The sequence below is a fragment of the Sutcliffiella halmapala genome, from assembly GCF_050107295.1.
GTDB lineage: Bacteria > Bacillota > Bacilli > Bacillales > Bacillaceae_I > Sutcliffiella_A > Sutcliffiella_A halmapala_A.
Window position 1 is genome coordinate 1 of record NZ_JBNIKR010000016.1, and the last position, 18,953, is coordinate 18,953.

General features: G+C 45.0%; 21 protein-coding genes, 1 rRNA gene and 1 other annotated feature. Of the genes, 21 read left to right on the forward strand and 1 reads right to left on the reverse strand.

Annotation, left to right across the window (positions count from 1 at the left end):
• Positions 1-5: 5 nt before the first annotated feature.
• Positions 6-122 (forward strand): 5S ribosomal RNA (gene rrf, locus ACQCT5_RS20525).
• Between the two features lie 408 nt (positions 123-530).
• On the opposite strand, the gene ACQCT5_RS20530 is transcribed toward rrf, so the two are convergent.
• Positions 531-683 (reverse strand): hypothetical protein, encoded by a 153-nt coding sequence (locus tag ACQCT5_RS20530; RefSeq protein ID WP_499644722.1) that lies wholly within the window; start codon positions 681-683, stop codon positions 531-533.
• Positions 684-860: 177 nt separating this feature from the next.
• On the opposite strand from ACQCT5_RS20530, the gene ACQCT5_RS20535 reads away from it, so the two are divergent.
• The 20 genes from ACQCT5_RS20535 to rplK all read left to right on the forward strand — a co-directional run bounded on the left by ACQCT5_RS20535 (position 861) and on the right by rplK (position 18,894).
• Positions 861-1,322: a CtsR family transcriptional regulator gene (locus tag ACQCT5_RS20535; RefSeq protein WP_417898376.1), complete on the forward strand. Its 462-nt coding sequence runs from the start codon at positions 861-863 to the stop codon at positions 1,320-1,322.
• 13 nt (positions 1,323-1,335) lie between these two features.
• Positions 1,336-1,884 carry a protein-arginine kinase activator protein McsA gene (gene mcsA / locus ACQCT5_RS20540; RefSeq protein ID WP_499644724.1) on the forward strand — a complete coding sequence of 183 codons (549 nt, stop codon included), beginning with the start codon at positions 1,336-1,338 and terminating at the stop codon, positions 1,882-1,884.
• Positions 1,885-2,949: a protein-arginine kinase McsB gene (gene mcsB, locus ACQCT5_RS20545; protein ID WP_499644726.1), complete on the forward strand. Its 1,065-nt coding sequence runs from the start codon at positions 1,885-1,887 to the stop codon at positions 2,947-2,949. It begins immediately after the preceding gene.
• Positions 2,950-2,971: 22 nt separating this feature from the next.
• The gene (clpC, locus tag ACQCT5_RS20550) at positions 2,972-5,410 is read left to right on the forward strand and encodes an ATP-dependent protease ATP-binding subunit ClpC (RefSeq protein ID WP_417898373.1); all 2,439 of its coding nucleotides are present in this window, start codon (positions 2,972-2,974) and stop codon (positions 5,408-5,410) included.
• Positions 5,411-5,589: 179 nt separating this feature from the next.
• Positions 5,590-6,966, forward strand: a complete 1,377-nt coding sequence (gene radA, locus ACQCT5_RS20555) for a DNA repair protein RadA (protein ID WP_204420071.1) — start codon at positions 5,590-5,592, stop codon at positions 6,964-6,966.
• 2 nt (positions 6,967-6,968) lie between these two features.
• Positions 6,969-8,042: a DNA integrity scanning diadenylate cyclase DisA gene (gene disA, locus ACQCT5_RS20560; RefSeq protein ID WP_386645328.1), complete on the forward strand. Its 1,074-nt coding sequence runs from the start codon at positions 6,969-6,971 to the stop codon at positions 8,040-8,042.
• 123 nt (positions 8,043-8,165) lie between these two features.
• Positions 8,166-9,257 (forward strand): PIN/TRAM domain-containing protein, encoded by a 1,092-nt coding sequence (locus ACQCT5_RS20565; RefSeq protein ID WP_499644729.1) that lies wholly within the window; start codon positions 8,166-8,168, stop codon positions 9,255-9,257.
• Between the two features lie 82 nt (positions 9,258-9,339).
• The gene (gene ispD, locus ACQCT5_RS20570) at positions 9,340-10,026 is read left to right on the forward strand and encodes a 2-C-methyl-D-erythritol 4-phosphate cytidylyltransferase (RefSeq protein WP_499644731.1); all 687 of its coding nucleotides are present in this window, start codon (positions 9,340-9,342) and stop codon (positions 10,024-10,026) included.
• A 25-nt stretch (positions 10,027-10,051) separates the two neighbouring features.
• Positions 10,052-10,528: a 2-C-methyl-D-erythritol 2,4-cyclodiphosphate synthase gene (gene ispF / locus ACQCT5_RS20575; RefSeq protein WP_499644733.1), complete on the forward strand. Its 477-nt coding sequence runs from the start codon at positions 10,052-10,054 to the stop codon at positions 10,526-10,528.
• Positions 10,529-10,627: 99 nt separating this feature from the next.
• Positions 10,628-12,079, forward strand: a complete 1,452-nt coding sequence (gltX, locus tag ACQCT5_RS20580) for a glutamate--tRNA ligase (protein WP_499644735.1) — start codon at positions 10,628-10,630, stop codon at positions 12,077-12,079.
• Positions 12,080-12,155: 76 nt separating this feature from the next.
• Positions 12,156-12,387, forward strand: a binding site (T-box leader).
• Positions 12,388-12,435: 48 nt separating this feature from the next.
• Complete coding sequence (gene cysE / locus ACQCT5_RS20585; RefSeq protein ID WP_499644737.1) at positions 12,436-13,101, forward strand: serine O-acetyltransferase; 666 nt, start codon at positions 12,436-12,438, stop codon at positions 13,099-13,101.
• The gene (gene cysS / locus ACQCT5_RS20590) at positions 13,082-14,488 is read left to right on the forward strand and encodes a cysteine--tRNA ligase (RefSeq protein ID WP_499644739.1); all 1,407 of its coding nucleotides are present in this window, start codon (positions 13,082-13,084) and stop codon (positions 14,486-14,488) included. Before cysE ends, cysS begins: the two co-directional genes overlap by 20 nt.
• Positions 14,489-14,495: 7 nt before the next feature.
• Positions 14,496-14,906, forward strand: coding sequence for a Mini-ribonuclease 3 (locus ACQCT5_RS20595; RefSeq protein ID WP_499644741.1), 411 nt, complete (start codon positions 14,496-14,498; stop codon positions 14,904-14,906).
• 2 nt (positions 14,907-14,908) lie between these two features.
• Positions 14,909-15,652, forward strand: a complete 744-nt coding sequence (rlmB, locus tag ACQCT5_RS20600) for a 23S rRNA (guanosine(2251)-2'-O)-methyltransferase RlmB (protein WP_499644743.1) — start codon at positions 14,909-14,911, stop codon at positions 15,650-15,652.
• A 6-nt stretch (positions 15,653-15,658) separates the two neighbouring features.
• Positions 15,659-16,168 (forward strand): NYN domain-containing protein, encoded by a 510-nt coding sequence (locus ACQCT5_RS20605; RefSeq protein WP_499644745.1) that lies wholly within the window; start codon positions 15,659-15,661, stop codon positions 16,166-16,168.
• A 68-nt stretch (positions 16,169-16,236) separates the two neighbouring features.
• Complete coding sequence (gene sigH, locus ACQCT5_RS20610; RefSeq protein WP_386645303.1) at positions 16,237-16,887, forward strand: RNA polymerase sporulation sigma factor SigH; 651 nt, start codon at positions 16,237-16,239, stop codon at positions 16,885-16,887.
• 92 nt (positions 16,888-16,979) lie between these two features.
• Positions 16,980-17,129 carry a 50S ribosomal protein L33 gene (gene rpmG / locus ACQCT5_RS20615; protein ID WP_499644747.1) on the forward strand — a complete coding sequence of 50 codons (150 nt, stop codon included), beginning with the start codon at positions 16,980-16,982 and terminating at the stop codon, positions 17,127-17,129.
• A gap of 33 nt (positions 17,130-17,162) precedes the next feature.
• A complete protein-coding gene (gene secE, locus ACQCT5_RS20620) occupies positions 17,163-17,345 on the forward strand; it encodes a preprotein translocase subunit SecE (protein WP_204420047.1) in 183 nt (60 codons plus the stop codon).
• Positions 17,346-17,762: 417 nt separating this feature from the next.
• Positions 17,763-18,296, forward strand: coding sequence for a transcription termination/antitermination protein NusG (gene nusG, locus ACQCT5_RS20625; protein WP_386645298.1), 534 nt, complete (start codon positions 17,763-17,765; stop codon positions 18,294-18,296).
• 172 nt (positions 18,297-18,468) lie between these two features.
• Positions 18,469-18,894: a 50S ribosomal protein L11 gene (rplK, locus tag ACQCT5_RS20630; protein ID WP_141395235.1), complete on the forward strand. Its 426-nt coding sequence runs from the start codon at positions 18,469-18,471 to the stop codon at positions 18,892-18,894.
• Positions 18,895-18,953 lie beyond the last annotated feature (59 nt).

The following is an 18,953-nucleotide window of genomic DNA, read 5'->3' on the forward strand; positions in this document are numbered from 1 at the left end:
ATATGTCTGGTAATGATGGCGAAGAGGCCACACCCGTTCCCATACCGAACACGGAAGTTAAGCTCTTCAGCGCCGATGGTAGTTGGGGGCTGTCCCCCTGTGAGAGTAGGACGTTGCCAGGCAAATTGGGGGAAAGATCAGTACTGATGAGGTGCTGGTCTTTTTTTGTGTTTGTTTTTGGTTTAGTTGTTTGGATTGGTGTAGTGGGGGATGGTACTTATTAGTGCCAGGCCCCTCTTTTTTTTGTGTGGGGAGAAAGAGGTTGTGTGGTGGAGGGAGGGGCCGGGCACTGGTGTGGGTGGGGAATTGGTTTTGTTTTTGTTATTTGGATGGGGTGATGTGGGGGATGGTACTTATTAGTGCCAGGCCCCTCTTTTTTTATTTTGGGGAGAGAGAGGTTGGTGGTGGAGGGAGGGGCCGGGCACTGGTATGTGTGTGGAGTTGGTTTTGTTTTTTGTTCTTTTGAGGAGTATGGTGGGAGGAGGTGCTGAGTAGTGCTAGGCAGAATGATACCCTCACAAGCGCAAAAGCTAGTTAATGAAGGAATCAATCAAGTTAACAGATACCTCACCCTCACGTTCCCTCCCCCAAACCACCATAAAATACTCCCACCCCACCCAAGGCCCGGTACACATCATCACACAAGGCCCCGCTCCCGCCAAACCATCATTTCCCCCAGACATACAGCCGCCTCCCAAACCGCCATTTCAATTTCTCTGAACAAATTTGACCAATTGATGTTTACATACGGTCCAAAAGTGGAATTCTGTTGTTGTGAGAGATATTTATTGAAAATTTTTTGGTGGTCTTATATATTTTAATTATAGTCAAAGATAGTCAAGGTCAGATGGGGGGATAGCATGAGGAACATATCTGATGTCATTGAACAATATTTAAAGCAGGTTTTAGAGCGAAGCAGGGAGAATTCTGCGGAGATAAAACGGAGTGAGATTGCTGATAAGTTTGAATGTGTACCTTCTCAGATTAATTATGTAATAAATACAAGATTTACAATTGAAAGAGGATACCTGGTGGAGAGTAAGCGCGGTGGCGGTGGTTATATACGGATCATAAAGATAAAGACCCATGATCACTTGCAGCTTATTGACCAGATTATTAATTTGATAGATGTGCGTGTTTCGCAGTCGAGTGCAGAGGATGTTATTTTTCGATTAGTGGAGGAGAAGGTAATTTCTGCACGCGAGGCGAAGATAATGGTTAGTGTGATGGATCGTTCTGTTATCTATTTAGGGCTGCCTGAGAGAGATGAGCTGCGGGCAAGAATGCTAAAAGCGATGCTTACTACTCTTAAGTACCGTTAAGGGGGAAAACACGATGGTGTGTCAAGAATGTAAGGAGCGTCCTGCGACGTTGCATGTGACGAAAGTTATCAACGGGGAGAAGTCGGAAGTGCATATCTGCGAGCAGTGCGCACAGGAAAAGGGAAATATGTCCATGTTCTCCGGTGGATCGGGGTTTTCTTTAAATAATCTGATTGCTGGATTGTTAAATTCAGAGCAACTGATTGCGAACAAAAAGCCGGAGGAGTTCAAGGAGACCAAGGTCCTCCAATGTGAACGGTGCAAGATGACATTTCCGCAGTTCACGAAGATTGGACGGTTTGGCTGTTCGGAATGCTATCGGACATTTGAGGATAAGATGCAGCCGATTTTGAAAAGGTTTCATAGCGGCAATACGGTACATGCGGGTAAGATCCCCAAGCGGATCGGCGGAAGCATGCATGTACGAAAAGAGATAGATGCGCTAAAAGAAGAATTAAAAGCACTTATCTTACAGGAAGAGTTCGAAAGCGCAGCGAATATAAGAGATAAGATTAGAGAGTTGGAAAAGAAATTAAGTGATAAAAGAGAGGAGGAGCAATAAATGTCTCTTGAACACTTTTTGAATAATGAAGTCAGTTCCTGGATGAAGCAGGAGGGTCCCGATTCAGATATTGTGCTTAGCAGCAGAGTGAGACTGGCCAGGAATCTGGAGGAGATGCGGTTTCCTACCGTTTCTAGCAATGAGGAAGCAAAGGAAATCGTCGAAACGATGAGAACACATTTTTCCGAGCGGACCTTTCAGGAACTTGGCGAATTGGAATTTCTTGTTATGGAAGAGCTCAACGCGCTGCAGAAAAGAGTCCTGGTGGAGAAGCATCTGATCAGTCCGCAGCTTGCAGAACATTCGACGTATGGTGCATGTTTGCTATCACCGAATGAAGAAGTGAGCATTATGATAAATGAAGAGGATCATATTCGTATTCAGTGCCTGTTTCCTGGGCTGCAACTGACAGAAGCTTTAAAGATGGCCAATGGGCTCGACGATTGGTTGGAGGAAAAGATAGATTATGCTTTTGATGAAAAACGAGGTTACTTAACCAGCTGCCCGACCAATGTGGGGACAGGGATGAGGGCATCGGTGATGATGCACTTGCCAGCACTTGTAATGACTCAGCAAATCAACCGTATTGTCCCGGCAATCAATCAACTGGGTCTGGTAGTGAGAGGGATATACGGCGAAGGCAGCGAAGCGTTGGGTAACATTTTTCAAATCTCGAATCAACTGACTCTGGGAAAATCAGAAGAAGATATTGTGAATGACCTGCTTAGTGTGGTGCAGCAACTAATTGCACAGGAGAGGTCGGCAAGGGAAGCATTAGTTAAAACTTCCAACATACAATTAGAAGACAGAGTTTTTCGTTCCTATGGTATATTGGCGCATAGCCGGGTGATGGAAACGAAAGAAGCGGCAAAATGCTTATCCGATGTACGACTTGGCATTGACTTGGGGTATATCGAGAATATATCAAGATCCATTTTGAATGAATTGATGATTTTAACGCAGCCAGGCTTTTTGCAGCAGTATGCTGGCGGTCCATTAAGACCAGATGAACGAGATATTCGTAGAGCGAGCTTAATTAGAGAAAGACTTCGTTTAAAATTATAAATTACTCGGGAGGCGATTATATATGATGTTCGGTCGATTTACAGAGAGAGCACAGAAAGTACTTGCATTAGCACAGGAAGAGGCACTTCGTTTAAGCCATAATAATATTGGGACTGAGCATATCCTGTTAGGTCTGGTAAGAGAGGGAGAGGGAATTGCCGCTAAAGCGCTGATTGCTCTTGGCCTTGGTCCGGAGAAGATTCAAAAAGAAGTGGAGAATTTGATTGGACGTGGACAAGATAGCGGACAATCCATACCGCACTACACACCACGTGCGAAGAAAGTGATTGAGCTTTCCATGGATGAAGCCCGTAAGCTGGGACATTCCTATGTAGGGACAGAGCATATCCTCCTCGGGTTGATCCGTGAAGGCGAGGGAGTGGCGGCACGTGTGCTGAACAATCTTGGTGTCAGCTTGAACAAGGCTCGCCAACAGGTGCTTCAGCTATTGGGCAGCAATGAGTCTTCAGGAGGCCATCAAGGTGGAGCGTCCCAAAATGTGAACACACCTACACTTGATAGTCTGGCGCGCGATCTTACAGCTGTTGCAAGAGAAGGCAGCCTAGATCCGGTAATCGGAAGAGCAAAGGAAATTCAGCGTGTAATTGAAGTACTTAGCAGAAGAACAAAAAATAACCCGGTTCTGATCGGAGAGCCTGGGGTAGGGAAGACGGCTATCGCAGAAGGTTTGGCACAGCAGATTGTCAACAACGAGGTGCCGGAGATTCTTCGTGATAAGCGTGTCATGACGCTTGATATGGGTACAGTGGTAGCTGGTACGAAATATCGTGGGGAATTCGAGGATCGTCTGAAAAAGGTGATGGATGAAATCCGCCAGGCAGGTAACATCATTCTATTCATTGATGAGCTTCATACGTTGATTGGAGCAGGCGGTGCGGAGGGTGCCATTGATGCATCCAACATTTTGAAACCTTCGCTTGCTCGTGGGGAGCTTCAATGTATCGGTGCCACAACCCTGGATGAGTATCGTAAATATATCGAAAAGGATGCCGCGCTTGAGCGACGCTTCCAGCCTATTCAGGTGGATGAGCCAACAGCGGCTGAGTCCATTCAGATTCTGACAGGACTGCGTGACCGCTATGAAGCGCATCACCGTGTGTCCATCACCGATGAAGCGATTGAACAGGCGGTTAAGCTTTCGGATCGTTATATTTCGGACCGCTTCCTTCCGGATAAGGCGATTGACCTTATCGATGAGGCGGGCTCCAAAGTAAGACTGCGTTCATTCACTACACCTCCTAACCTAAAAGAACTGGAAGTGAAGCTGGAATCCGTTCGAAACGAAAAGGATGCAGCTGTCCAAAGCCAGGAATTTGAAAAGGCGGCGTCCTTGCGTGATACGGAGCAGCGCTTGCGCGAGCAGCTTGAAGATACGAAGAAAACGTGGAAGGAAAAGCAGGGTCAGGAGAATTCCGAGGTGACAGTCGAAGACATTGCTATGGTAGTGTCCAGCTGGACTGGAATTCCGGTATCCAAGCTTGCCCAGACCGAAACAGATAAATTGTTGAACATGGAACAGCTGCTTCACTCCCGTGTCATTGGCCAGGATGAAGCGGTGAAAGCAGTATCCAAAGCGGTGCGTCGAGCACGTGCCGGTTTGAAAGACCCTAAACGTCCTATCGGCTCCTTCATCTTCCTTGGACCTACCGGGGTAGGTAAAACGGAACTTGCAAGAGCTTTGGCCGAGTCCATTTTCGGCGATGAGGATGCGATGATCCGGATTGATATGTCCGAGTATATGGAGAAGCACTCCACTTCCCGTTTAGTAGGGTCCCCTCCTGGATATGTAGGATACGATGAAGGTGGACAATTGACAGAGAAGGTTCGCCGCAAACCATATTCGGTCATTTTGCTGGATGAGATAGAAAAGGCGCATCCGGATGTGTTCAACATTCTCCTGCAGGTGCTGGAGGATGGCCGTTTGACAGATTCAAAGGGACGCACGGTCGATTTCCGCAACACGCTTGTCATTATGACATCCAACGTTGGAGCGGACGCACTAAAACGCAACAAGTATGTTGGATTCAATGTACAGGATGATAATCAGAACTATAAGGACATGAAAGGGAAAGTGATGGAGGAGCTCAAAAAGGCTTTCCGTCCGGAGTTCCTGAACCGTGTCGATGAGATGATTGTATTCCACTCCCTGGAGAAAACGCACCTCAAGGAAATCGTGACACTTCTGTCCGATCAATTGACGAAGCGTCTGAAGGAACAGGATATCGAATTGGAATTGACCGATGCTACGAAGGAGAAGATCTCAGAGGAAGGGTACGATCCGGAATACGGAGCAAGACCTTTGCGCCGAGCTATCCAGAAGCATGTGGAAGATAAACTATCTGAAGAGCTGTTGAAAGGGAATATTGAAAAAGGCAAGAAAATTGTCATGGATGTGGTAGATGGCGAGTTTGTTGTCCGTGACGTGGAAATAGTAAAATAAAGAAGATGTTCATGGTTTTTGGGACCAAAATTATAGTGGAGGTAGGCTCTTATTTTCAGAGCTTTGCCTCCTTTCTTGTATATGCGAATTCTTCGACTTAAAATTGGCTTGTACGGTAGGAAATAAGGTATCATAAAAAGAGGAAAACAATGGTATTTTAACAGAGAGAGGATTTTTTCATGGCAAAACGTAAGACGAAATTTATTTGTCAGGAGTGCGGATACGAATCTGCCAAATGGATGGGGAAATGTCCAGGTTGTGGCACATGGAATAAAATGACCGAGGAAATGGAAGAATCCAAAACTCCAAGAAGAGGTGGATTTACCACATCCTCCCCGACACTTGTGAGAAAAGCGGAATCCATTACGAAGGTGGAGACCATAAAGGAAGCCCGGATCCAAACCGATATGGCGGAGTGCAATCGGGTACTTGGCGGTGGCTTGGTACAAGGTTCACTCGTACTGATCGGAGGCGATCCCGGTATCGGGAAGTCGACACTCCTGTTGCAGGTGTGCTGTCAGCTTGCTGTGAAAAAGCATCGGGTGCTCTATATTTCCGGAGAAGAATCCGTACAGCAGACGAAGCTTCGAGCGGACCGCTTGGGCGTGCAGGCGGATGAATTGTTCGTATTATCGGAGACCGATTTTGAGTTGATCGGAAAAGCGATAGATGACGTTCAACCAACACTCCTTGTCATTGATTCCATTCAAACGGTCTATCATCCCGCTGTTACCTCTGCACCGGGTAGTGTATCACAGGTAAGAGAGTGTACAGCAGAGCTGATGAGGATTGCCAAAACGAAGAATATTGCGGTATTCATTGTAGGGCATGTAACGAAGGAAGGCTCTATTGCCGGGCCACGTCTGTTGGAGCATATGGTAGATACTGTGTTATATTTTGAGGGAGAGCGTCATCATACATATCGTATTTTGCGATCTGTTAAAAATAGATTTGGTTCGACAAATGAGATTGGTATTTTTGAAATGAAGGAGGAAGGGTTGGAGGAAGTGAAAAACCCTTCTGAAATATTCCTCGAAGAGCGCTCCAAGGGGGCTGCCGGATCAACGGTTGTAGCATCGATGGAGGGAACACGACCCGTGCTGGTGGAAATACAGGCCCTGATCTCTCCGACAGGATACGGAAATCCGAGAAGGATGGCCACTGGTATCGATCATAATCGCGTGTCGCTGATCATGGCCGTATTGGAAAAAAGGGTAGGCCTACTTCTGCAAAACCAGGATGCATATTTGAAGGTTGCTGGTGGAGTGAAACTGGACGAACCGGCTATCGATTTGGCTGTTGCTGTAAGTATTGCATCAAGCTTCCGCAACCAAGCGTCCGAACCTACGGATGTAGTGATCGGGGAAGTGGGACTGACCGGGGAAATCAGGCGGGTCTCCCGGATCGAACAACGAGTGCAGGAGGCTGCGAAACTAGGGTTTAAGCGTGTCATTATCCCTTCCAAGAATCTTGGAGGATGGACCGTTCCGAAAGAGGTCAATGTTATCGGCGTTGCCACCATTGACCAAGCGCTGCAATATGTTTTAGGAGGATAGGGATGGAGGAACTACGTTTGAACGAAAAAACGATGGCGGATACTTTACAATTTATCGCACCGGGTACACCAATCAGAGAGGGGATCAACAATATTCTCCGCTCGCAGACAGGTGGGTTGGTGGTAGTCGGCTTTAATGACAAGGTGAAAGACATGGTGGATGGAGGTTTCTCCATCAACTGTCCATTCAGTCCTGCCTATGTATATGAGTTGGCAAAAATGGATGGAGCCATTATATTAAATGAAAAAGGCACAAAAATTTTGTATGCCAATGCACAGCTGACTCCCAACCCGACCATCATCTCCACAGAGACCGGAATGCGTCATAGAACGGCGGAACGGGTGGCCAAGCAAACAGGGTGCCTTGTTGTTGCGATATCGCAAAGAAGGAATGTCATTACCTTGTATAAAGGAGACTTCCGATACGCTTTACGTGACATCGGAGTTATTTTTACTAAGGCGAACCAAGCAATTCAAACCTTGGAGAAATACAAGTCTGTCCTTGACCAGGGGATCACAAATCTTGGGGCACTCGAGTTCGAAGAGCAGGTCTCTTTATCCGAGCTGCTGCAGGTGATTCACCGTATTGAAATGGTTCTCCGCATCAAAAATGAGATTATCAGTTATATTAATGAGCTAGGTACAGAGGGAAGATTGATCCGTTTGCAGATGACCGAACTTTTGGCACATATAGAGGAAGAAGCGATTCTGCTGATTAAAGACTATTGTGTGGACAAAGATAGGGATGCTTTTGTCATTCTGAAAAAACTGCAGGAACTTGCCAATACCGATCTGCTGGATGATAACGTCATTCTGAAGATGCTGGGATATTCAGGCTTCATCAATCCGGATGACTTCGTGCTTTCAAGAGGCTACCGAATTCTGCATAAGATTCCTAGACTTCCGCCACTTGTGATAGAAAACTTGGTATGCAGATTTAAAAATATGAAACAAATCCTGCTTGCAACCGTAGAAGAGTTGGACGAAGTGGATGGGATAGGGGAAGTGCGGGCCCGGAAAATCAAAGAAGGCCTTAAACGGATTCAGGACCAGCTGCTGATCGATCGTCAAATTTAGGACGGACAATGGTGACAGGTTGTTTGCAATTACGTGTCAAATTTCTAACAAATGTAAATTTAAGAGCGTTAGGACGTTTTATTTAGAAGAAACTGTTTATAATGAATAAAGGGAGGTGAGGCAATGTTAAGGCGCATGGTTCAATTATTTTTTGTCATCCTTGGTGGGACATTGGGGATATTCTTTATCCCGGAGCTTTTTTCCCTTTTAAACATAGGAGATATTCCTTTTTTAACAAAGCCTTATACTGTTGCGATACTAGGAGCAATCATATTTTTTATCCTTACTTTTTGGTTAGTGGATTATGTGGTCGGAATTATTAAGTGGATAGAGGAGTCGCTAGTAAAAGCGCCGGTGACAGACGTGCTTTTTGGAAGCCTGGGTCTCATCTTTGGCTTGATTGTCGCCTATCTGGCCGTTATTCCATTAGAGCGGATCCCGTTTGTCAGCGTGATATTCCCGATTTTCATCACTATTTTGCTTGGATATCTCGGCTTTCAAGTTGGTTTCAAAAAACGAGACGAGCTTGTTAACCTGTTTTCGATCTCCAGTAAATTCGGAAAGAAAAAAGCTGGTGATGAGGAAGAGCTGGATCTTTCGTCCAAAAAGCTGAAAATCTTGGATACAAGTGTTATTATCGATGGAAGAGTAGCAGATATCTGCCAAACTGGGTTCCTTGAGGGCACCATCGTGATCCCTCGATTTGTTCTGGAGGAGCTGCAGCATATCGCAGATTCATCCGATGTGCTTAAAAGAAATCGTGGCAGACGTGGATTGGATATACTTAATAGAATCCAAAAAGAATTGGCAATAAAAGTGGAGATTTATGAAGGAAACTTCGAAGATATACAGGAAGTGGACAGCAAGCTTGTAAAATTGGCAAAGCTTACATCCGGTGTCGTCGTGACCAATGATTTCAATTTAAACAAGGTTTGTGAACTTCAGAGTGTTGAGGTGCTGAATATCAATGACCTCGCAAATGCCGTAAAGCCTGTTGTTCTTCCAGGTGAAGAGCTGACGGTTCAGGTAATTAAGGATGGGAAAGAGCATAATCAAGGAGTTGCCTATCTGGATGACGGTACGATGATCGTGGTCGAAGAAGGCCGTGATTATATCGGCAAACATATTGAAGTCCTTGTCACAAGTGTGCTTCAGACTTCTGCCGGACGGATGATTTTTGCCAAGCCTAAACAGCTTGAAAGAGCGGCACTTTAATAAAGAATAACATCTACCCTCTCAAGCGTTGCTAAGAGGGTAGATGTTATTTTAGCATAGATATTATATGGGAGAGTTTAGGATGAAATACCAAGTGATGGTTCTGGCTGCCGGCCAGGGGAAAAGAATGAAGGCAGGCAGAAACAAGCAGTTTATCGAGCTTGAGGGGAAGCCTGTTATTATTCATACATTGACAGTGTTTGAGAATGATCCAATGTGTGAAGAGATTAAACTTGTCATCAATGAAAAAGAGGTCCCGATTTTCAAAGAGCTATTGGCCACCTACCAGATTGCCAAGGTAAGCGAAATAGTGCTTGGGGGCAAGGAACGCCAGGATAGCGTCTACAATGGATTGCTTCGTATGGAAAATACGGAGATTGTACTTGTTCACGATGGGGCAAGGCCTTTTATCAGACAAGAGGTGATTCACCGATTGGTGGAAAAGGCGAAGCTTGAAGGAGCAGCCATTGTCGGGGTGCCGGTCAAAGATACGATAAAGAAGGTCAATTCAGCTTTGCTGATTATGGAGACGGTAGAGCGCGCCGCATTATGGATGATCCAGACTCCACAAGCCTTTCAATTTCCTATTCTGCAAAAGGCCCATCAGCAGGCAAAAGAGGAACAATATCTGGGAACGGATGAATCAAGCCTGGTGGAGCGAATCGGTGTTCCTGTACATATGGTCGAGGGTGATTATGAAAATATCAAATTGACCACTCCGGAAGACCTGATTGTCGCGAATGCTATATTAAAAAAACAAAAGGTGTAATAGCCTGGAATAAAGGAGAAACCAAATGTTTCGAATAGGACAAGGATTTGATGTACATCAATTTGCAGAAGGAAGACCGTTAATATTGGGTGGAATCACGATCCCTTATGAAAAGGGGCTGCTCGGTCACTCTGATGCGGATGTGCTCTTGCATACCATTTCAGATGCGTGCCTCGGTGCTGTAGGAGAAGGGGATATCGGCAAGCATTTCCCTGATACGGACCCCGCTTTTAAAAATGCCGATTCGGCTGTTTTAATGCAGCAGGTATGGGAGTTAGTAAAAGAAAAAGGCTATACTCTTGGCAATGTGGACTGTACAATCATTGCACAGAAGCCGAAAATGGCCCCGCATATCGAAACGATGCGTGCAAGAATAGCAGAGTTATTGGAAGCCGATATCACACAGGTCAATGTCAAAGCCACCACCACCGAAAAGCTCGGATTTACCGGTAGAGAAGAAGGCATTGCAGCTCAGGCAGCTGTTTTATTAATAAAGAAATAGAGGCTTTCCCTTTGCTTTTATGGTAGAATAATGCTTGGATTTTGAAAATACCCCCGTCAAAAGCTCGTCGGCTGACGGAAAAATGGAGGTAACCTCACTATGACAGTTCGCGTACGCTATGCCCCAAGTCCAACTGGGCACTTACATATAGGAAATGCACGTACCGCATTATTTAATTATCTTTTCGCCCGCAGCCAGGATGGGCAATTTATTATCCGCATTGAAGATACGGATAAAAAGCGCAATATCGAAGGCGGAGAAGAAAGCCAGCTGAAATATTTGAAATGGCTTGGCATGGAATGGGACGAGAGCGTCGATGTTGGTGGGGAATATGGCCCTTACCGCCAATCGGAGCGAAATGACCTTTATGAAAAATACTATACAGAGCTTCTTGAAAAAGGGCTTGCCTATAAATGCTACTGTACGGAAGAAGAGCTGGAAGCGGAAAGAGAAGGCCAGATTGCTCGTGGGGAAATGCCGCGTTACTCCGGCCAGCATCGTAACCTGACAGCGGAAGAGCAGACAGCTTTTGAAAACGAAGGAAGAGCTCCGAGCATTCGTTTTCGTGTACCCGAAGGTGAAATGGTCAAATTCAACGATATGGTAAAAGGGGAAGTATCCTTTGAATCTGATGGGATCGGCGACTTCGTTATCGTGAAAAAAGATGGTACACCAACTTACAATTTTGCGGTGGCCGTGGATGATCACCTGATGAAAATATCCCATGTTCTTCGTGGAGATGACCATATTTCCAATACGCCAAAACAAATCATGATCTTCAACGCTTTGGGCTGGGATGTTCCGACATTCGGCCATATGACATTGATCGTGAATGAAAGCCGTAAAAAGCTGAGCAAGCGTGATGAGTCCATCATCCAATTCATTGAGCAGTATGAAGAGCTGGGATATCTACCTGAAACACTGTTCAACTATATCGCCTTGCTGGGCTGGTCTCCGGTTGGGGAGGACGAAATCTTCTCGAAGGAAGAATTCATCAATATCTTTGATGCAGCCCGACTGTCCAAGTCTCCTGCTGTGTTTGATACACAGAAATTAGCTTGGATGAACAACCAGTACCTGAAGAAACTGGACCTGGACACATTGGTTGGACTTTCCCTTCCTCACCTGATAAAAGCAGGACGCTTCAGTGAAACGATGACAGAGGATGAGAAGCAATGGGCAAAAGAGCTGATTTCCCTGTATCAGGAGCAGATGAGCTTTGGAGCGGAAATTGTGGAATTGACGGAAATGTTCTTTAAAACTCACATTGAGTATAACGAAGAAGCACAGGCTGTTCTTGATGAAGAGCAGGTACCGGAAGTGGTGGCAGCATTCCGTGAGGAGCTGTCGGCATTGGAGGAATTCTCTGCTGAATCCATCCAGGCTTCCATCAAAGCGGTACAAAAAGCGACAGGCCATAAAGGGAAAAAACTGTTCATGCCAATCCGTGTAGCAACAACAGGTCAGACCCATGGCCGCGATTTGCCTCAAACCATCCATCTATTGGGCAAGGAAACTGTTATTGCCCGTTTGGAGAAGCTAATTAATTAACATTTTCAAGAAAACGTAATATGATAGAACTATCTTAAATAATATAGGCTTTATATCAGTCTGAAAATCAGTCTGTGTCTGAATGTAGATGAGGAGAGTAGAAGAAACTCCATCCGTTCCAGAGAGAATCGTCCCCGGCTGAAAACGATTCATGTGATGAATTCTTTGAAATGCACCTCGGAGTCTATTACTGAACAGCTTCATCGCTTATTAAGTAATAGCGGGCACCTCCCGTTATGAGGAAGAGTGGAGATTGCATATTTGTGCATCTCTAAACAGAGTGGAACCACGCCATCAGCGTCTCTGTGTCTTTTGACACAGAGACTTTTTTTATATAAAGAAAGGAGGAATGTGGGATGCTACGAACATTGAAAGAAGATATAGATGTCATTTTCGAACAGGACCCTGCCGCAAGGAATTACTTTGAAGTCATTTTAACTTATTCAGGATTGCATGCCATCTGGGCTCACCGTCTGGCACATGCTTTTTTCCGGAAAAAACTTTTTTTTATGGCAAGAGTGATCTCCCAGATAAGCCGCTTTTTCACAGGAATTGAGATTCATCCGGGAGCCAAGATAGGACGCCGCTTTTTTATTGACCACGGAATGGGTGTCGTAATCGGGGAAACCTGTGAAATCGGTAATAACGTGACTGTTTTTCAAGGTGTCACCTTGGGAGGAACGGGAAAAGAAAAAGGGAAAAGACATCCTACGATCCTGGATAATGCCTTGATTGCAGCAGGAGCGAAGGTACTAGGTTCCATCACAGTTGGAGAGAATTCCAAGATAGGAGCAGGATCGGTTGTATTAAAGAACGTTCCCAACAATTCCACGGTAGTGGGGATTCCAGGGAAGATAGTCATTCAGGATGGGGTAAGGGTAAAGAAGGATTTCAATCACCAGAATATGCCTGACCCGACCGGGGACCGTTTTATTGCATTGGAAAAGCAGATTGCAGAATTGCAGAAAGAGCTGCAACTTTTAAAAGAGAGGAAGAACGCAGATGACTATTCATCTTTATAATACCTTAACCCGCCAAAAGGAGAAATTTGTCCCGCTTGAAGAGGGAAAGGTGAAAATGTATGTGTGCGGACCTACTGTTTATAATTATATTCATATAGGTAATGCAAGACCGCCGATTGTGTTTGATACTGTAAGAAGATACCTCGAGTATCGCGGATATAAGGTGAATTACGTATCCAATTTCACCGATGTGGATGACAAGCTGATCAGGGCGGCGAATGAGCTGGGAGTGGATGTACCGACTATAGCGGAGCGTTTTATTGAAGCCTATCATGAGGATGTTTCCGCATTGGGCTGCAAGCAGGCAACCGTTCACCCGCGTGTGACGGAGAATATGGATATTATTATAGAATTCATCGAAGCACTGATTGAAAAGGGCTTTGCCTATGAGTCCGGGGGGGATGTGTATTACAGAACCAGGGAATTCAAGGAGTACGGCAAGCTTTCCCATCAGCCGATAGAGGACCTGCAGCTCGGTACCCGTATCGAAGTAGGGGAAAAGAAGCAGGATGCATTGGACTTTGTTCTATGGAAAGCGGCGAAGGAAGGGGAAATCTTCTGGGATAGCCCCTGGGGGAAAGGACGTCCGGGCTGGCATATCGAATGCTCTGCCATGGCGCGGAAATATCTTGGCGATACGATTGATATTCATGCAGGCGGACAGGACCTATCCTTCCCCCATCATGAAAATGAGATTGCCCAATCAGAGGCGCTGACAGGCAAGACGTTTGCGAAATACTGGCTGCATAATGGGTATATTAATATCGATAACGAGAAAATGTCGAAGTCCCTTGGCAACTTCATTCTTGTTCATGACATCATAAAGAAGCACGATCCACAACTGATACGATTCTTTATGCTTTCTGTTCATTATCGTCATCCGATCAATTACAACGATGAACTGCTGGAAAGCACGAAAAACGGGCTGGAGAGAATAAGAACCGCCTATACCAACTTGAAGCACCGTATGGAGAGCAGTGCCAACCTGACGGAAGAAACCGAAGACAATCAATGGCTCGAAAAGGTGGATGCATTGAAGAAGGAGTTCATTAAAGTGATGGACGACGATTTCAATACAGCCAATGCCATTTCCGTCCTGTTTGACATGGCGAAACAGGCAAATCTTTATGCCAGCGAAAAGAATACTTCCGTTAGTGTACTTCAGGCATTCCTCACACAGTTTGAAGAGCTATTCGGTGTCCTTGGCGTAGCACTAACTGAAGAAGCGGATTTGCTGGACGAAGACATCGATGCGTTGATCCAAAAACGGATAGACGCGAGAAAGAACCGTGATTTTGCGTTAGCAGATCAAATACGGGATGAATTGAAGGGAAAAAATATCATCTTAGAGGATACGGCACAAGGTACGAGATGGAAAAGAGGGTAACACATACATGAGTACCAACAATGTAGATGCAAAGCAACTAAATAGCCTGGCTCTTGCTTATATGGGTGATGCCGTTTATGAGACGTACATTCGTCATCATCTCTTGAAGCTTGGGAAGATCCGCCCTAATCAGCTCCATCGCACTGCAACAAGCTATGTGTCTGCTAAAGCGCAGGCACGCTTGCTGCACATGTTGGCGGAAGCGAAGTTTTTCACCGAGGAAGAGGAAGCGGTAATCAGACGGGGGCGCAATGCGAAATCCGGTTCGGTACCGAGAAATACGGACGTTCAAACCTATCGCTACTCCACTGCTTTTGAGGCATTAATCGGATTTTTATATTTATCGGGATCAACAGACAGAATGGAACAAGTCATCAAAGATTGCATTAAAATCGTAGATGAAGAAAGAGGTGAGTGAGGATGTCAAAAGAATTTATCATCGGGAGAAACCCTGTGCTTGAAGCGTTAAAATCGAAACGGGAAATCAATAAGCTCTGGATAGCCGAAGGGTCACAAAAGGGCTCCATGCAGCAGATTATTGATCTTGCAAAAGAAGCGAATGTACTGGTGCAGTTTGTACCAAAAAAGAAAATCGATCAAATGGCTGAGGGGAGTCACCAAGGCGTTGTGGCATCTGTTGCGGCCTATGATTATGCTGAACTGGAGGACCTTTTTCACTTGGCGGAGAAAAGAAATGAAACACCATTCTTTCTTATCTTGGATGAAATAGAGGACCCTCATAATCTGGGGTCGATCATGAGAACTGCGGATGCGGTAGGAGCTCATGGGATTATTATTCCGAAGCGTCGTGCGGTTGGGTTGACTGCTACGGTTGCGAAGGCTTCCACAGGTGCCATTGAGCACGTCCCAGTGGTAAGGGTAACCAACTTGGCCCGCACAGTGGACGAGCTGAAGGAAAAGGGATTATGGATTTTTGGGACCGATGCAAAAGGAACCGTCGATTACCGAAACATGGACGGCACCTTGCCGACAGGCCTGATTATCGGAAGTGAAGGAAAAGGAATGGCAAGGCTGCTCAGAGATAAATGCGACTTCCTCGTTTCCTTGCCGATGGTAGGAAAGGTCACTTCCCTGAACGCATCCGTGGCAGCAAGTCTGCTGATGTATGAGGTTTACCGCAAACGACAGCCGGCAGGAGTATAAAAAGAAATGGATATCTTGCTTGTAGATGGTTACAACATCATTGGCGCGTGGCCGGAGTTGAGAAAATTGAAGGATCAGGATCTTGCTCTGGCACGTGATATCCTTGTTTCAAAAATGGCGGAATACCAGGCATATACTGGCTATCGGGTGATGGTGGTGTTTGATGCCCACCTATCACAAGGCATTGAAACGAAATATAAAAACCATCGTGTGGAAGTCATCTATACCCGGGAAAATGAAACCGCAGACGAACGGATAGAGAAACTGGCAATCAGCCTCAGCGATATTCGCACACAGATTCATGTTGCCACGTCCGATTTTACCGAGCAATGGGCAATTTTCGGACAAGGAGCGCTGAGAAAATCGGCACGTGAGCTACTGAATGAAACCAATGCCATAGAAAATCGAATAAAAAAGAAAGTAACAAATTTTACTAACGAAAAGCCCTCAAAACGCATAGAACTAAACACTGAACTTTCAGCAATTTTTGAAAAATGGCGCAGAGGGAAGCGATGAGTGGTTGACGGTCAAATTAAGCCTACTGTATAATATTTCTATCTACTGTTTCGGTCGGAGGGATAGGTGTGATAGTGAGCGACCCAAGAAAAACTAGCAGGGTATTGGAATTAATGGAAGATGAACAGGTAGTCGAACACGTACATTTAGGTGATAGTGAAGCGCTCGACTATTTAATCAACAAGTATAAAAACTTTGTAAGAGCGAAAGCTAGATCCTACTTTCTCATTGGTGCAGATCGCGAAGATATTGTGCAGGAAGGAATGATAGGCCTCTACAAGGCAATACGCGACTTCAGAGAGGACAAGCTTACCTCCTTCAAGGCGTTTGCCGAGCTGTGCATTACAAGGCAAATCATTACAGCGATCAAGACAGCAACAAGACAAAAGCATATTCCACTTAATTCATACGTTTCACTGGACAAGCCTATATATGATGAAGAATCAGATCGTACGTTAATGGATGTGATTTCAGGTGCCAAAGTGATGGATCCGGAAGAACTGATCATTAACCAAGAGGAATTTGATGATATCGAAGTCAAAATGGCAGAGCTTTTGAGTGATCTTGAACGAAAGGTGCTAGTTCTCTATCTGGATGGAAGATCCTATCAGGAAATTTCAGAAGATTTAAACCGGCATGTGAAGTCAATCGACAATGCTTTGCAGCGGGTCAAAAGAAAGTTAGAGAGATACCTAGAATTAAGGGAGATTACCCTTTAATAAGTGTCCAACTCCATTTTTGGAACCGTTGACATCCATGTTACAGGTATGTTACATTTTTATGGACATCTATGTATGTGGTGGTGTACTCAATGCAGAGTAAATTGGTGCTTGCCTGTGCGCAATGTGGTTCTAGGAACTACTCTACTGTAAAAGGGAAGTCGCAAAATGGCGAGCGTTTGGAAATAAAGAAGTTTTGTAAGATTTGTAATGCTCATACCGTTCATCGGGAGACAAAATAGATAATAGTATTTATGGGGTTGGAGGTTACATGGATGCAACGTTTAACTAACTTCTTTCGTGGTGTAAACCGTGAAATGAAAAAGGTCTCTTGGCCTAAACGTAAGGAATTAACTCGCTATACAATCACAGTAGTAACTACCGTTGTTTTTGCAGCAGTGTTCTTCTATGTTGTAGATCTAGGGATTTCCGAGCTTATTCGTCTAGTAATACGATAAATTTCGCACTTATTCTTTTTGCACTTGAATAAGTCATGTTATATCATGGTATAATGTGATTAATACTGTTTACAAAAAAACCCGTCCAACGGGTTTTTTCATTTGGAGAAAAATAGGTAGCTAGTAAGCCTATCTTTTGTGATTAGTTGGCCATGTCAATCTAACCCGCTTCCCCTGATGATTGGAGTGCAAGGCGCGAGACTCCTGCGGGACGAAGTGGTTACGGGAGACCCCGCAGGCGCAAAGCGCCGAGGAGGCTCCCGAACAGCCCCGCGATCGCTGTCGCCTGGAACGGAGATCATCAGGGTGTTTAGAGTGTACACTTTGTATTCGAGGTTGGTTGGCAGCAATGCGAATAAGAATCAAGCAACAAAAAATAAAGATTAATGGGGAGGGACGGACAGTTAGTCCTTATACATGGAAAAAAGCTGGTACGTCGTTCATACTTATTCCGGTTACGAGAATAAAGTAAAAGCGAACTTAGAAAAAAGAGTAGAGTCTATGGGAATGCAGGACAAGATTTTCCGTGTTGTTGTTCCGGAAGAGGAAGAAACAGATATCAAGAACGGCAAGAAAAAAGTAACCAAGAAGAAAGTATTCCCAGGCTATGTACTTGTGGAAATCGTCATGACAGATGACTCCTGGTATGTGGTGCGTAATACTCCTGGTGTAACTGGATTCGTAGGTTCGAGCGGTTCTGGCTCAAAACCTACCCCTCTACTGGATGATGAGATCCAATTCATCCTGAAGAGAATGGGAATGGCGGAGAAACAGATCGAGGTAGATTTTGAAATGAAAGAAACGGTCCGCGTAAAAGAAGGTCCATTCGCAAACTTCACTGGACACATCACTGAGATGGATAAAGATAAGCATAAAGTGAAAGTTCTTGTAAATATGTTTGGCCGTGAAACCCCTGTGGAGCTTGACTTTACACAGATCGAAAAATTATAATGTAAAAAAACTTGAAATAATTTCGTAAAAGTGATATTATTTCAAAGGTCAGTATGTCTCTCAAAAAGAGACTATTAATAAAAAAATATTCTTTATCTAATATATAAAGAATGAGTTGAGTGGGAGGGAGCAATCCCAGATACCACATCACGGACTTAAGGAGGTGTGTCTCGTGGCTAAAAAAGTAATCAAAATGGTAAAGCTACAAATTCCAGCAGCGAAAGCTAACCCAGCACCACCAGTTGGACCAGCACTAGGTCAAGCAGGTGTTAACATCATGGGTTTCTGTAAGGAGTTCAACGCTCGTACAGCGGACCAAGCTGGTCTTATTATCCCTGTTGAAATTACGGTTTTTGAAGACCGTTCATTTACATTTATTACGAAAACTCCACCTGCTGCAGTTTTACTTAAAGTAGCAGCTGGTATCCAGTCTGGTTCTGGTGAACCAAACCGTAATAAAGTTGCAACAGTTAAGCGTGACAAAGTACGCGAGATTGCGGAAACGAAAATGCCAGACCTTAACGCTGCCAGTGTAGAAGCTGCAATGCGCATGGTTGAAGGTACTGCTCGTAGCATGGGTATCGTCATCGAAGACTAATCCATCGCAATCGCTATTGATTTAACTGCTGTTCGGGGTTGCGGATTCGGTCTATTGCC

Excerpts from the sequence above, each read along its gene's own strand:
- ispF (WP_499644733.1), top strand. The coding sequence starts at position 10,052 with ATGTTTCGAATAGGACAAGGATTTGATGTACATCAATTTGCAGAAGGA.
- mcsB (WP_499644726.1), top strand. The coding sequence starts at position 1,885 with ATGTCTCTTGAACACTTTTTGAATAATGAAGTCAGTTCCTGGATGAAG.
- rpmG (WP_499644747.1), top strand. The coding sequence starts at position 16,980 with ATGCAGAGTAAATTGGTGCTTGCCTGTGCGCAATGTGGTTCTAGGAAC.
- cysE (WP_499644737.1), top strand. The coding sequence starts at position 12,436 with ATGCTACGAACATTGAAAGAAGATATAGATGTCATTTTCGAACAGGAC.
- radA (WP_204420071.1), top strand. The coding sequence starts at position 5,590 with ATGGCAAAACGTAAGACGAAATTTATTTGTCAGGAGTGCGGATACGAA.
- rlmB (WP_499644743.1), top strand. The coding sequence starts at position 14,909 with ATGTCAAAAGAATTTATCATCGGGAGAAACCCTGTGCTTGAAGCGTTA.
- ACQCT5_RS20605 (WP_499644745.1), top strand. The coding sequence starts at position 15,659 with ATGGATATCTTGCTTGTAGATGGTTACAACATCATTGGCGCGTGGCCG.
- ispD (WP_499644731.1), top strand. The coding sequence starts at position 9,340 with ATGAAATACCAAGTGATGGTTCTGGCTGCCGGCCAGGGGAAAAGAATG.
- nusG (WP_386645298.1), top strand. The coding sequence starts at position 17,763 with ATGGAAAAAAGCTGGTACGTCGTTCATACTTATTCCGGTTACGAGAAT.
- cysS (WP_499644739.1), top strand. The coding sequence starts at position 13,082 with ATGACTATTCATCTTTATAATACCTTAACCCGCCAAAAGGAGAAATTT.
- secE (WP_204420047.1), top strand. The coding sequence starts at position 17,163 with ATGCAACGTTTAACTAACTTCTTTCGTGGTGTAAACCGTGAAATGAAA.
- mcsA (WP_499644724.1), top strand. The coding sequence starts at position 1,336 with ATGGTGTGTCAAGAATGTAAGGAGCGTCCTGCGACGTTGCATGTGACG.
- ACQCT5_RS20565 (WP_499644729.1), top strand. The coding sequence starts at position 8,166 with ATGTTAAGGCGCATGGTTCAATTATTTTTTGTCATCCTTGGTGGGACA.
- disA (WP_386645328.1), top strand. The coding sequence starts at position 6,969 with ATGGAGGAACTACGTTTGAACGAAAAAACGATGGCGGATACTTTACAA.
- gltX (WP_499644735.1), top strand. The coding sequence starts at position 10,628 with ATGACAGTTCGCGTACGCTATGCCCCAAGTCCAACTGGGCACTTACAT.
- ACQCT5_RS20595 (WP_499644741.1), top strand. The coding sequence starts at position 14,496 with ATGAGTACCAACAATGTAGATGCAAAGCAACTAAATAGCCTGGCTCTT.
- clpC (WP_417898373.1), top strand. The coding sequence starts at position 2,972 with ATGATGTTCGGTCGATTTACAGAGAGAGCACAGAAAGTACTTGCATTA.
- ACQCT5_RS20535 (WP_417898376.1), top strand. The coding sequence starts at position 861 with ATGAGGAACATATCTGATGTCATTGAACAATATTTAAAGCAGGTTTTA.
- ACQCT5_RS20530 (WP_499644722.1), bottom strand. The coding sequence starts at position 683 with ATGTCTGGGGGAAATGATGGTTTGGCGGGAGCGGGGCCTTGTGTGATG.